Genomic DNA, 13260 nt, shown 5'->3' on the forward strand with positions numbered 1-13260 from the left:
TTTGCTTCGCCCTGCAAGGATTTCGCATGAGCCAATGGCCCGCCTTTGATGTGTCTGCCTCGTTGAGCACGCTGGCCAGCCTTCTGCTGGCCTTCGTGCTGGGGGCAGTGATCGGTTTCGAACGCCAGGTGCGCCAGCGCACGGCGGGCCTGCGCACCAACACGCTGGTGGCCGTTGGGGCCGCGGTTTTCGTCGATCTGGCCGTGCGCTTTCATGGTCTGTATGGGGGCTCGCCCAGTCCGCTGCAGGTGATTGCCTATGTGGTCTCGGGTATCGGTTTTCTGGGGGCCGGTGCCATCATGAAGGAAGGGGCCAATGTCTCCGGCTTGAACACGGCGGCCACGTTGTGGGGCTCGGCGGCCGTGGGCTGTTGTGCCGGTGCCAAGCTGTTGCCCGAGGCGGTGCTGGCCGCACTGTTCGTGCTGGCGGCCAACACCTTGCTGCGCCCGGTGGTCAACCGCATCAACCGCCAGCCCATGCAGGAGGAGTTCAGCGAAGCCACCTATGCCGTCTATGTGATCTGCCGGCGCGATCGCCAGTCGGAGGTGCGCGAACAGCTCACCGCCTGGCTGGACGCGGCCAATTACCCGGTGCGCGACCTGGACCACCATGCCTTCGGTCAGGGCGATACCGAGATCGCCGCCACGCTGTACGCCACCGCAGTGGACGGGGTCGAGCTGGACCAGATCATGGCGCGCCTGGAAGCCGAGGAAGGCGTGCTGCAGGCCTTCTGGAATGCCCGCGCCGAAGACTGAGCCGGTAGCCGCACAGGCGCTTGCGTGGCATGGCACGCACGACGCGCCGTTGATCGGAGGCGGATGGCGCAGAAGCCGCCCATTTTCTGCAAGAGGCATTTGTTTCCATCCGCGCCACAATGCGGGCCATCACGCCCTGTTTCTGGATACCGCCATGCCTGCCCGACTGCACTTTCCCTCCCATGTGCGCCGCGTTCTGATGGCGCTGTTGCTGGCCCTGGCCATGGCTGCCATCTTTGTGGCGGACACGATCACCGAGTACGCCGTGGCGGCGGCCGTGTTCCATTCGGCGGTGATTCTGGTGGCGGTGCGCTGGTTTCGTCCGCGCACCGTGGTGGCGTTGGCGCTGCTGTGCATGCTGCTGACCGTGGTCAGCTTTGCGCTCACTCCCGGGGGCTTGTACCGCGTGGGCCTGGTCAACACCGGCATCAGCATGCTGGCCATTGCCATGACCGCCTATCTGGGGCTGAAGATGGTGGCGGCACAGGCCGATGCCCACGCTGCCCAGGCGCGGCTGTTGCAGATGGCACGCGCCACCAGCCTGGGCACGCTGACCGCCTCCATCGCCCATGAGGTGAACCAGCCGTTGGCGGCCATTGTCACCAGCGGCCATGCCTGCCAGCGCTGGCTGGCCCAGCAGCCACCGCAACTGGAGAAGGCGGGCCAAGCGCTGCAGCGCATCCTGGCCGATGCCGAGCGCGCCAGCAACGTCATCACCCGCATTCGCGGCCTGGCCCGTGGCGAGGCCCCGCATTGCCAGCGCGGGAGTCTGCAGGCGTCTGTGCGCGAGGTCGTGCAACTGTCGCACGGTGCGCTGGACGCACAGGGCATTGTCGTGCGCTGGGATTTCGAGCCGGGCCTGCCCGATGTCTGGACCGATCCCGTGCAACTGCAGCAGGTGGTGGGCAATCTGCTGTTGAACGCCATCGATGCCATCGGCACGGCGGCTGCCACCCGTCCCGCCGGGGCCGTGCTGGAGATCGTGCTGTCTGCCCACCGTCTGGGCGAGGACCAGGTGCAGCTGACCGTGACGGACAGCGGCATCGGCTTGTCGCCTGCCGTCAGTGCCCACCTGTTCGATGCGTTCTGGACCACCAAGGACCAGGGCATGGGGCTGGGCCTGACCTTGAGCCGCAGCATGCTGGAGGCACAGGGCGGCCGCATCTGGGCCGGGCCGCGCAGCGATGGCCGCATGGGCAGTAGCTTTCACATCAGCCTGCCCGTAGCGCGGGAGAATGGGGTATGAACACCACTGCTTCTTGCACCGATGAGGCCGCCATGGTCTACGTGGTCGATGACGACGCTTCGGTGCGCGCTGCGATCGAGGATTTGCTGGCCTCCGTCGGCCTGCAGGCGCAGGGCTTTGGCGCCACGGCCGACTTCGTGGCCCATTGGCGCCAGCATGGCGACAGCGCGCCAGCCTGCCTGGTGCTGGATGTTCGCATGCCGGGGCAAAGCGGTCTGGACTTCCAGCGCCAGATGCAGACCCTGGGCGTGCAGCTGTCGGTGATTTTCGTCACCGGTCACGGCGATATTCCCATGAGCGTGCAGGCCATGAAGGGCGGCGCCATCGAGTTTCTGACGAAGCCATTTCGCGATCAGGACCTACTGGATGCGATCCAGCAAGGTATTGCGCACGACCGTGACCGGCGGGCGCAGGCCGGTGCTGCGCAGTCGCTGCAGGCGCAGTGGGGCGGTTTGACGCAGGGCGAGCGGGATGTGGTGCGGGGCGTGGTGGCCGGACAGCTGAACAAGCAGGTGGCGGCCGCACTGGGGGTCAGTGAGATCACCGTGAAGGTGCGCCGCGCTCAGGCCATGCGCAAGCTGCAGGTCAAGACACTGGCCGAACTGGTGCGGGCGGTGGACCGGCTGGACCCGGGCGAGGCCGGTGGGCCCGGAGAGGTCACTGGCTGATCATCGGTTGTGCAGCACCCCGCCCTGCACGGCGGCGGCGCCGGAGCGCTCCAGCTCATGTACCAGGCTCTGTGCCCAGTCTTCGGGCGTGTCGGCGGCAAAGTAGAGGGTGTGCAGCGTGCGGAAGTAGGGGGTGGCCAGCATCCATTGGAGGGCGTCGGTCGTGGCAATCTGCTGCCACTCCAGCAGCTTGTATTTCAGCAGCACCTTGGCGGCATAGCGTGCGTGTTTGCGCGGATCGGCCACAAAGCCGGCCAGCTTGCGCCGCGCTTCGACCAGGGCTGCGGTCACGTCGGTGAACAGTGCGCCGTGGCCGGGCAGCACCACGGCGGGCTGCAGTGCCTCGATGATGTCCAGCGTGGCGCCGACATCGGCAAAGGCGTGGATGCCTTCGATCTCGGGGAAGACCACGCCAAAGCCGTGCTCCCACAGCGCGTCGGCCGAGATCAGCAAGCGCCGCTCGGGCTCGAACAGGATGACGGAGTGCGGGTCGTGGCCCGGTGCCGCATGCACCTGCCAGGGGCGGCTGCCCAGCATGACCTCGGTGCCGGCCTGCAACACTCCCTCCACGCGAAAGCGCGGGCAGTCCTGGCCGGTGGGGCGGTAGCTCAGCCTCTCTTCGTCCCAGGCGCGGACGGCGGCGGCTTCGCCAGGGGGGATCCAGGTCTGCACGTCCGGGTAGGCGGCCTGCAGCGCGGCATTGCCGCCGCAGTGGTCGCTGTGCAGATGGGTGTTGAGGATGCGTGCCAGCGGCTGGGCCCCCAGGCTGTCCTGCACCAGGGCCACGGTCTGGTCGGCATGGAGGCAGTAGCCGGTGTCCACCAGCGCGGCGCCGCCGTCAGGCCCGCTCGCCTGGAACAGGTAGTTGTTGGCGGACAGCCAGCCGCGTTCGAGGACGGTGATTTCGGGCCAGAGCAGGGAGGCAGCAGCAGTCATGCAATCTCAGCAAAGCAAACCCCGCGCCACCAGAGCGGGCGCGGGGCATCGGTAGGGACACCGTAGGGGCAGGATCAATGCGGTGCGGTCGCAGCCGGGCTGCGCAGCTCGCGCCGCAGGATCTTGCCCACGTTGGTCTTGGGCAGCTCGTCGCGGAACTCCACGAAGCGCGGGCATTTGTAGCCTGTCAGGTGGGCATGGCAGTGGCGAATCACGGCCTCTTCGGTCAGCGACGGGTCATTGCGCACCACAAACACCTTCACGGCCTCGCCCGAGTGTTCATCCGGCACGCCGATGGCCGCACATTCCACCACACCGGGGCACAGGGAGATGACGTTCTCGACCTCGTTGGGGAAGACGTTGAAGCCGCTGACCAGGATCATGTCCTTCTTGCGGTCGATGATGCGGGTATAGCCTTGCTCGTCCATGACGCCGATGTCGCCGGTGCGCATGAAGCCGTCGGCGGTGAAGGTCTTGGCGGTTTCCTCGGGCTGGTTGTAATAGCCGGCCATCACATTGGGGCCGCGGATGCAGATCTCGCCGGATTCGCCCAGCGGGCGGTCGTTGCCTGCGTCGTCCTTGATGGCGATGTCGATGCCCGGCAGCGGCAGCCCGATGCTGCCGCTGAAATGCTGGGATGTCACCGGGTTGTTGGTGCCGATGGCGCAGGTCTCGCTCATGCCCCAGCCTTCGATCATGGGACAGCCCGTCACCTGCTGCCACTGCTTGGCCGTGCCTTCGCTGGCGGCCATGCCGCCGGCCTGCGAGGCGCGCAGCTGCGAGAAGTCCAGCGTGCGGAACTTGGGGTTCTGCAGCAGGGCGTTGAACAGCGTGTTCACCGCCGGCAGGATGTGGAAAGGCCGCTTGGCCAGCACATCGACAAACTTGGGGATGTCGCGCGGGTTGGGAATCAGGCTCAGGCTGGAGCCCTGGCGAATGGCGAGCAGGCACAGCGTGAGCGCGAAGATGTGGTACAGCGGCAGCGCAGCGATGCTGTGGACTTTCGACAGGTCGGGCAGGCCCTTGAGCGCGGGGGCAAACCAGGCTTCGGCCTGCAGGGTGGCGGCGATGATGTTGCGGTGGGTCAGCACCGCGCCCTTGGACAGGCCGGTGGTGCCGCCGGTGTACTGCAGAAAGGCGATGGAGTCGTGCGTGGCCTGGCTGGGCTGCAGCGTGCGGTTGGCACCCTGGGACAGCGTATCGCGGAAGTGGGTGAGCGTGCGCCCTTGTAGCGGCAGGTCGAAGGCCGGCACCATCTTGGCCAGGTGGCGCACGGCAAAGGTGATCCAGCGGCCGAATACCGGGCCCAGCAGATCGCCCATGGCGGTCAGACACACATGCCGGACCTGGGTGCGTTCCAGCACCTGGCCCAGCGTGTGGGCAAAGTTCTCCAGAATCACGATGGCCGTGGCGCCCGAATCCTTGAGCTGGTGTTCCAGTTCGCGCGGGGTGTAGAGCGGATTCACGTTCACGCAGGTGTAGCCGGCACGCAGCACGGCGGCCATGGTCACCGCGAACTGCGGCACATTGGGCAGCATGATGGCCACGCGCGCGCCCGGTTCCAGCCCCAGGCTTTGCAGCCAGGCGCCCAGGCGGGCGGAGAGCCGGTCCAGCTCGGCATAGTCCATCCACACGTCCATGCAGACCGAAAACGGATGGCTGGCATGGCGCTTGAAGGACTCTTCCAGCAAATCGGCCACCGAGCGGTACTGGGTGGTGTCTATGTCGGTGGGTACGCCTTCGGGGTAGTGCGGCAGCCAGATGCGGTCCATGCTTTCTCCTGTTGCGGGGAAATGGGTGACGGAAAGTGTGTTCATTCTGTGTGGCTGCCGGGGTCGCGCCATCGGGCTTGTCCTAGGAATTAGGGAAGGTCCGCAAAGGGTGCGCGGGGCGGCCCGGGCCTGCATGGTCACAATGCAGGCAGGAGGTGCTGACACATGGTGGCCTGGTGGTTGCGGGGAATGACACTGCTGAATCTGGCGGTGCTGGTCGTCTGGCTGGCCTGGGCCTGGCCCCAGTCGGTGCCATGGGCGCTGGGTGGTGCCGTGCTGTGGGCGCTGGCCGGGCGCTGGTGGCTGGGGCAGCAGTTTGTCTGCCTGGCCCTGGTGCGGCGCAGCCGGGGCGAGCCACCGCTGGCGCTGGCCACACTGCTGCGGGCCTGGAATGCCGAATGCCGGCTGATGCTGCGGGCCTTTGGCTGGGACATGCCCTGGGCTGAACATGCCCAGGCGGACTACGTGCCCGACCGCCCGGCGGGCCGACCGGTGGACCACGCTGGCGTGGTGCTGGTGCACGGCTGGCTCTGCAACCGCGCCATCTGGGCCGATGCGCTGCACCAGCTGCGTGCCGCAGGGGTGCCTTGCATTGCGGTCAGCATGCCGTTGCTGCTGCACCGTGTGGGCACGGGCCGGGCGGTGCTGGACGGGGCAGCACGGCGCATGCAGGCGGCCACGGGCCGGGCGCCGGTGGTGGTGGCGCACAGCATGGGCGGGCTGGTGGTGAGGGACTGGTTGCGCAGCCTGACGGATGCCGATGCGCCCCACTGCCCGCAGCAGGTGGTGACGGTGGGCAGCCCCCACCACGGCACCTGGATGGCCCGCTGGGCACTGGGGCCGAATGTGGCGCAGATGCGCCCCGGCAATGTCTGGCTGCAGCAGCTGCAGCGGGACGAGGCCCGGCCCGGTAGCGCGGCCAGCCGGGTGCAGTGGCACTGTGCGCTGTCCGACACGGACAATATGGTCTTCCCCGGCACCACAGCCTTGCTGGATGGCGCCACGCCGCTGTGGCTGAACGGCATGGCCCATGTGGAGATGCTGCAGGACCCGGCGCTGTGGACGCTGGTGCGCCAGTTGGTGGTGCAGGCGCCGCAGGCACCGTCAGTGGGTCGCCCGGTGGGAGAGATGGCGCCTGGGACTGCGCAGGCCGAGCCTCGGTCCATCATGTAGACGGCCGAACTCGGCGCTGCCTGTGCGTCAGGCGCTGCGAGGTCAGTCGGTTGGCGTGTGGCTGGCGGGCTCTGGCGCAGCCGGCGTGGCCGGGGGCACCGGCGCCGCATCGGCGCGGTCGGGCACCAGGTGGATGTCCGTGGCCGAGGACAGCGCAATGCCTTGCTCGGCGGTCTGGCGCAGCAGCTCGAACAGCAGGTCGCTGCGCGTGCTGTAGACCTGGCGCGGGCTGGAGACATGGCCGAAGCTGGTGATGTTGATCACGCTACCGCTGAGCGAATCCACGTACATCGACGGAGCCGGGGCCTCCAGCACGGCTTCGTGGCTGCGGTAAATACCCAGCAGCAGTTCCTTGAGGCGGACCACATCGGTGCTCAGCGGCACCGCAAAAGCGATGGAAATGCGGCCCAAGGCGCCGTCCATCGTCAGGTTCTGCACGGACTTGGTGATCAGCTCGGAGTTGGGAACGATCAGCGTGGACTTGTCGTCGGTCTGGATTTCGGTGGCCCGCACGCTGATGCGGCGGATGTCGCCCACCTGGTCGCCGATGCGTACGCGGTCGCCCAGCTTCACCGGGCGTTCGGCCAGCAGGATCAGGCCGGAGACAAAGTTCTGCGTGATGGCTTGCAGACCGAAACCGATACCCACGGACAGTGCACTGGCCAGCAGCGCCACTTTCTCAAAGCCGATGCCCAGAGCGGCCAGGGTCCACAGGCCCGAGAGGATGATGCCCACATAGCGGGCCACCGTGCTGATGGAGTTGCGCGCGCCGATGTCCAGATCGGTCTTGGGCAGATAGGTTTCCACCAGCCAGTGCTGCAGCACGCGGAAGACGGTCAGGCCGATCACCAGCACCACCAGCGCGCGGCCGATGGCCATGGGCTTGAGCACGGTGTCTCCGATCGGCAGCCCGCCCTGGGCGGCGCTGGCCGTCCAGCCCAGCAGGCTGCTGGCGTTGCCAAAAGGCGCGGTCAGCGCGGCCAGGCCCAGCAGCAGCAGGGACACCCGCAGCAGGGCCGACAGCAGCACGCCCACCTGTTCCACCCGGGTGGGGCGCAGGCCCATGCCCTGGGCCAGACCGCGGCCGGGGCGACTGTCCGGTGAGAAGAACCAGGTGCACAGGTCGTCGACAAACTTCATCAGCAGCGACGTGGCCAGCACCACCACTGTGATCCACACCATCTGCGTGGCCACGAACACCGAGAAGTTCAGATAGCCCAGCAGGGCCGCCACCAGGGCGGCCAGCACCGTCAGATGTCCGCCCAGCCAGGCGAACATCAGCCAGCTGCTGCGCTGCACGGGACGGCCGGCGTCCCCATGTTCGCCCTTGGTAGCGGGCGCGGCCAGGCGCTGGCGCTGCTGGGTGATGGTGACCAGCACCGACAGGATCAGGCCCACATAGGTCAGCGCGATCAGCCCGTCCAGCGCCACCGTGCTCACCGCGCTGGTGCGCGCGGCAATGTCCACGGCATTGAGCATCATGGCGAACCAGGTCAGGAAGGCAGCGCCCCAGGCGTAGCGGGTGAGGGTGGGGGCGGCAATGTCGTCGATCGCCAGCAGGCGCCAGCTGGGGCGCTTGGGCACCAGCGTGCTGGCGCTGATGGACAGGAAGAAGGCCGCCACGAAGGCCGCCTGGATCCAGGCGTCGGCCACGCTTTGCAAGCGCGGCGTGATGGCATCGATGGCACGCAGGTGTTCGATGAACACCAGGCTGGCCAGACCGGGCAGCACCGTGCCCACCAGCAGCAGCCACACGGCCAGGCCGGTGCGGCGCAGGCGGCCGTCCGGGGCGCGCTCCGACGCGGCATAGCGGTAGCCCAGGTGGCGCAGGCCCATGCGCAGCGGGAACAGCAGCAGCAAGGCCAGCACGATGCCGCGCAGCGGCATGGCCCAACCATGTTCGGCAATCGCCGCGCGGAAGCTGGCCTGGCCCAGGCGGGTGAGCCCGCTGATGCGCTGCAGGTCCAGCGGCAGCTGTTCGGAGAATTGCTTCCACAGCGCGGGCGACAGCGGCGACAAGGCCTTGCTGGCGATCTGGGCGTTGAACTGCTGGGTGCGCAGCTTCTCGATGGAATCGGCCGTCTGCGCAGCTTCCACCGACAGCAGCTTGCCGCGCTTGATGGCGGAGTCCAGGTCGCTGTGCTCCTGGGCCAGTTCCTTGCGCTGGCGGGTGAGATCGGTGCTTTCCTCCACCCCGTCGACCTTGGTGCCGAGCTGTTCCACCCGCTGGTCCAGCTGCTTGAGCAGCGGCTCCAGGGCGGTGACGGCGGCATCGGCGTCGCGCTTGGATTTCAGCGCCTGATCGGCCAGGACCTGCAGCGTGTCCGAGGTCTCGGCGTCGTCCAGCGATTTGCGCACCTTGTCGAGCGAGGCCGCGGCGGCCTGGATCTGTGCCTGTGGCGTGATCTGGGGTTCGGGAGGGAGCAGCGCGTCGGCTGCATGGGCCAGACCCACGCAGCCCAGCAGGGCCAGATGCAGGGCCAGCAGCCAGCGCAGCAGGCGGGTGGGGCACAAGGACAGGATGGAAGTCGGCACAGTCAAAGCGGTGAAAAACAAGGGGTGCGGTGGATGGGACACAGGCGCTGCGCGCGGCACAGCCGTGCCGGCCTGCGCAGAAAAGCCGATGGTCGTGACTATAGGCACTGTACGTGCATAGCGGTGTCGGCGTGTGACGTCTGGACGGGACGGCGCCGCTGCGGCAGGTTCCTGGTCCGCAGAGACCGGCCTTGTGCGGCGCACGGGCGGGAGCGGAGCGCAGGTGTGCTGCTTGCAAAAGCGGCGCTGCCGGTGGGGTTGTGCGGGCGGTTGGTGATGCAAATGCACACCAAATGAAGCACGATCGCACAGCAGCTGCTATGAAAAACAGACTGCCCCCAGTGGCATGTGCCGCTGAGCGCGGCTCAGACCGGAATGCTGGCTTCGCCCGGCAGCCGTTCATCGGCCGCGATCTCCGGCAGCTGGCGCAGCCGGTCATACAGCGGTGCAAAGTCGCTGCTGGCAAAGTCCAGCAGCTGCTGCAGGTCGTCGATGACGAAATAGGTGTGCTGGTAGTCGTCGATGCGGTAGCGCGTGCGCATGGTGCGCTCCAGCTGCAGCGGCAGGCGCTGGGGAATGGGGCTGGTCACGCTGTAGGCCAGCTCGCCGGCGGAGCTGAGGATGCCCGCGCCATAGGCCTTGATGCCGTCGGCTTCACGCACCAGGCCGAATTCGATGGTGTACCAGTACAGGCGCGCCAGCAGCTCGGTGGCGCCCAGGTCGGCCGCCTTGAGCCCCCCCGCGCCGTAGGCCTGCATGTAGTCGGCCAGCACCGGATGAAAGAGCAGCGGCACATGGCCGAACAGGTCGTGAAAGATGTCCGGCTCGACGATGTAGTCCAGCTCGTCCCGGGTGCGGATCCAGTCGGTCACTGGAAACCGGCGCTGGCTGAGCAGGCGGAAGAAATCCACTTCCGGAATCAGCCCGGGCACGCCGACGAGCTGCCAGCCGGTGGCAGCCTGCAGGCGGGTGTTGATGTCCTCGAAGTGCGGAATGCGCTCGGACGCCCCGAGCAGGGGCAGGCAGGTGATGAAGTCGCTGCTGGCCCGGCCGGGCAGCAGCGCCTGCTGGCGTGCATACAGCTGGCGCCAGGTGGCGTGCTCCACCTCGGTGTAGGCCGCATAGTTCTGCGTGCAGGTGTAGTCGCTGGCCGCACGGCTGTAGTCTCCGCGCGGCGGGCGGCTGGACTGGCCGTAGACGACAGGGCGGACTTCCATGGTGGCTCTCCTGACAGATTGGATATCGCAACGTGGCTGGAAGTTCGGGTGTCCCCGCTCAGAGCACGCCCCGGCGCATCTGGTCGAGTTCGATGCTCTCGAACAGCGCCTTGAAGTTGCCGTTGCCAAAGCCGTCATCGCCCTTGCGCTGGATGAACTCGAAGAAGATCGGTCCGAGCTGGTTCTCGCTGAAGATCTGCAGCAGCAGCTTCTGGCCCGCGCCGTCGATCAGGATCTTGCGTCGCTTCAGCTCGGCCAGCGGCTCGCCATGTTCGGGCAGGCGCTTGTCGATCAGTTCGTAGTAGGTGTCGATGGTGTCGAGCAGGCGCACGCCGCTGGCACGCAGGTGGTCCACGGTGGTGTACAGGTTGTCCGATCCCATGGCGATGTGCTGGATGCCTTCGCCCTGGTACATGTCCAGGTACTCCTGGATCTGGCCGGCTTTTTCCTTGCCTTCCTCGTTGATGGGGATGCGGATCTTGCCGCAGGGGCTGGTCATGGCCTTGCTCTTGACGCCGGTGACCTGGCCTTCGATGTCGAAGTACTTGATCTCGCGGAAGTTGAACAGGCGCTCGTAGAAGCTGGCCCATTCCACCATGCGGCCACGGTGGACGTTGTGGGTCAGGTGGTCGATATAGGTCAGGCCATGGCCGGGCACGTGCAGCATGTCCTGGCTGCTGATGCCGGGCAGTGGCACAAAGTCCACGTCAAAGAAGCCAATGTTGCCGATATCGCCGGGCTGTGCGTCGCCTTTGCCGCGCCAGCGGTCCACCAGATAGATCAGGCTGTCCCCCACGCCCTTGATGGCGGGGATGTTCAGCTCGCCCGGGGTGGCCGTGCCGGCATAGCCCCAGGCGCCCAGGGCGATGGCCCGCTCATAGGCGGCCTTGGCATCGTGCACGCGGAAGGCAATCGCGCAGACGCTGGGGCCGTGCAGGCGGGCGAAGCGCTGGGCAAAGCTGTCGGGCTCGGCGTTGACGATGAAGTTGATCTCGCCCTGGCGGTACAGCAGCACGTTCTTGTGGCGGTGGCGGGCCACGGCGCGAAAGCCCATGCTTTCGAACACCTTGCCCATGGCCTGGGGGTCGGGGGCGGCAAATTCGATGAACTCGAATCCGTCCGTGCCCATGGGGTTGTCCCAGGCTGAGGTGCTGTCGGAAGCGGCGGCGGGCAGGGGGGCGTTCATGGCGGTCTCCTGTGTGCTGTGGGGCAGTGATGGTCACCAATGTAGATTTGCTGCGCGTCAAGAAAGCTGCGTCCTGTGCGGAAGGTGGGTGGTGGGTGGCAGGAAAAATGCGCCGAATGTGGTTTTGCTGCATATTTCCCAAGCATCTAGGGTTAATACTTAGCTGTTTGGTATAAAATCCTGCGTCATGAGTTCACTCCACGCAATAGACAAGCTTGACCGCGCCATCCTGCGCCGGTTGATGGAAAACGGGCGCGAAACCTATGACGTCATCGGCGAGCAGGTGGGCCTGTCGCCCAGTGCGGTGCTGCGCCGGGTCAAGCGGCTGGAGGAGTGCGGCGTCATCGACCGCTATGTGGCCCTGGTGCCGCCCGAAAGCGTGGGCCTGGGCCTGACGGCCTATCTGAACGTGCGCCTGGAGAAGAACACCGAGACGCACAAGCGCAATCCCATGGACCTGTTCAAGGCCAGTGTGCAGACCTGGCCGGAAGTGGTGGAATGTGCTTCGCTGACCGGAGAGATGGACTATCTGCTGCGCGTGGTGGTGTCCGATATGCAGCACTACAGCCGCTTCATCATGGATACGCTGCTCAAGCACCCCAGTGTGTCGGACTGCAAGACCAGCTTTGTGCTGGACCGTGTCAAGGGCACTACGGCAATTCCGCTGTAACTGCGGCCCCGACCGAAGGGGCAGCTTGTGGCAGCGCAAACAAGGGCGGTGCAGGGGTAGATTCCGGGTAAACCCTGTGGCAATGTTGCCACCGGACGGCGCAACGTCCTTATTTATGTTGCAATGCAGCAATTCGTGCAGGCCGGCACTTTCCGGCCACAGGTTGGTCAACGTGCCCCGAGGGGGCCTAAACGGAAAGAGTGGGGAAGTGTCATGAGCAGTGAATGGCTGTCTGCCTCGTTGAGAGCGGGATCGAGCATCTTTTTGCCCCGGTTCGCCTCGAACCGCCTGCCCAGTCTGGTGCCCATCCGTGAGCTGGCACCGCGCCACCGCGACCGCATCCTGGCCCACCTGCTGAAGCTGGACACCGGTGACCGCTATCTGCGCTTCGGCTATGCCGCCAATGACGAGCAGGTCAAGCGCTATGTGGAGCAGCTTGATTTCGAGCGCGACGACATCTTCGGCATCTTCAACCGCCGCTTGGAGCTGGTGGCCATGGCCCACCTGGCGTATGTGGACCTGGCCAACCACAGCAACTGCGCCGAGTTCGGCGTATCCGTGCTCAAGAGCGCCCGGGGCAAGGGCCTGGGTGGCCGTCTGTTCGAGCGTGCGGCGCTGCATGCGCGCAACCATGGCGTGGACATGATGTTCATCCATGCCCTGTCCGAAAACACGCCCATGCTGAAGATTGCCCGCAGCGCCGGGGCCAAGGTGCAGCGTGACGGCACCGAATCGGAAGCCTATCTGCAGCTGCCGCCGGGCGATTTCGACTCGCGCATGGCGGAGATGGTGGAGACCCATGTGGCCGCCGTGGACTACCAGTTCAAGAAGCAGGCCAAGCAGTTCTGGGAGATCCTGGCCGATGTGCAGGAAATCCGCAAAGGTGTGCAGGAAGGCCGCCACCAGGCCGGCGAATAAGGCCCGCCGCCTCTGTCATCCATAAGGGCTGCCCACGCTGGGCGGCCCTTTTTCATGGGCAGGCCATGCCTGCCCTGGGGGGCTGCGGTGGGCCGGCGTGTGCCATGCCGCAGCAGTGCCTGGGCCATGGGCTTGCGGGGCGTATGGGGCCTGTGCGGGGGAATCCGCTATCCTAGGAGCCTGT

General features: G+C 66.5%; 11 protein-coding genes. 6 read left to right on the forward strand and 5 right to left on the reverse strand.

All coding sequences use genetic code 11. The annotated features are described in order from the left end of the window. The first annotated feature begins 26 nt into the window (after positions 1-26). From QM470_RS17155 to QM470_RS17165, 3 genes are all read left to right on the forward strand, one after another. Positions 27-755, forward strand: a complete 729-nt coding sequence (locus tag QM470_RS17155; protein WP_283340102.1) for an MgtC/SapB family protein — start codon at positions 27-29, stop codon at positions 753-755. Positions 756-909: 154 nt separating this feature from the next. Next, positions 910-2001 carry a sensor histidine kinase gene (locus QM470_RS17160; RefSeq protein WP_283340103.1) on the forward strand — a complete coding sequence of 364 codons (1092 nt, stop codon included), beginning with the start codon at positions 910-912 and terminating at the stop codon, positions 1999-2001. After that, entirely contained in the window at positions 1998-2669 is a 672-nt protein-coding gene (locus tag QM470_RS17165; RefSeq protein ID WP_283340104.1) for a response regulator transcription factor, read from the forward strand. Before QM470_RS17160 ends, QM470_RS17165 begins: the two co-directional genes overlap by 4 nt. Here the strand turns inward: QM470_RS17165 and QM470_RS17170 are convergent, their stop codons facing one another. Then, positions 2670-3605, reverse strand: coding sequence for an MBL fold metallo-hydrolase (locus tag QM470_RS17170; RefSeq protein ID WP_283340105.1), 936 nt, complete (start codon positions 3603-3605; stop codon positions 2670-2672). A gap of 74 nt (positions 3606-3679) precedes the next feature. Then, complete coding sequence (locus tag QM470_RS17175) at positions 3680-5377, reverse strand: AMP-binding protein (protein ID WP_283340106.1); 1698 nt, start codon at positions 5375-5377, stop codon at positions 3680-3682. Positions 5378-5566: 189 nt separating this feature from the next. Between QM470_RS17175 and QM470_RS17180 the strand changes: the two genes are divergently transcribed. Beyond that, on the forward strand, positions 5567-6550 hold the full coding sequence (locus QM470_RS17180) for an esterase/lipase family protein (protein WP_283340107.1): 984 nt from the start codon (positions 5567-5569) through the stop codon (positions 6548-6550). Between the two features lie 42 nt (positions 6551-6592). Here the strand turns inward: QM470_RS17180 and QM470_RS17185 are convergent, their stop codons facing one another. From QM470_RS17185 to hppD, 3 genes are all read right to left on the reverse strand, one after another. Then, a complete protein-coding gene (locus QM470_RS17185; protein WP_283340108.1) occupies positions 6593-9085 on the reverse strand; it encodes a DUF3772 domain-containing protein in 2493 nt (830 codons plus the stop codon). Positions 9086-9450: 365 nt separating this feature from the next. After that, positions 9451-10302: a phenylalanine 4-monooxygenase gene (phhA, locus tag QM470_RS17190; RefSeq protein WP_283340109.1), complete on the reverse strand. Its 852-nt coding sequence runs from the start codon at positions 10300-10302 to the stop codon at positions 9451-9453. Between the two features lie 58 nt (positions 10303-10360). Beyond that, entirely contained in the window at positions 10361-11488 is a 1128-nt protein-coding gene (gene hppD, locus QM470_RS17195) for a 4-hydroxyphenylpyruvate dioxygenase (RefSeq protein ID WP_283340110.1), read from the reverse strand. 187 nt (positions 11489-11675) lie between these two features. Here hppD and QM470_RS17200 point away from each other — a divergent pair, with 187 nt between their 5' ends. Together QM470_RS17200 and QM470_RS17205 are read left to right on the forward strand one after the other, a co-directional pair. Then, on the forward strand, positions 11676-12158 hold the full coding sequence (locus QM470_RS17200; protein WP_066541005.1) for an Lrp/AsnC family transcriptional regulator: 483 nt from the start codon (positions 11676-11678) through the stop codon (positions 12156-12158). Between the two features lie 213 nt (positions 12159-12371). Beyond that, entirely contained in the window at positions 12372-13076 is a 705-nt protein-coding gene (locus QM470_RS17205) for a GNAT family N-acetyltransferase (RefSeq protein ID WP_066541003.1), read from the forward strand. The last annotated feature ends 184 nt before the right edge of the window (positions 13077-13260 follow it).

It is taken from the genome of Comamonas sp. 17RB (assembly GCF_030056555.1).
Classification (GTDB): Bacteria; Pseudomonadota; Gammaproteobacteria; order Burkholderiales; family Burkholderiaceae_C; genus Comamonas; species Comamonas terrigena.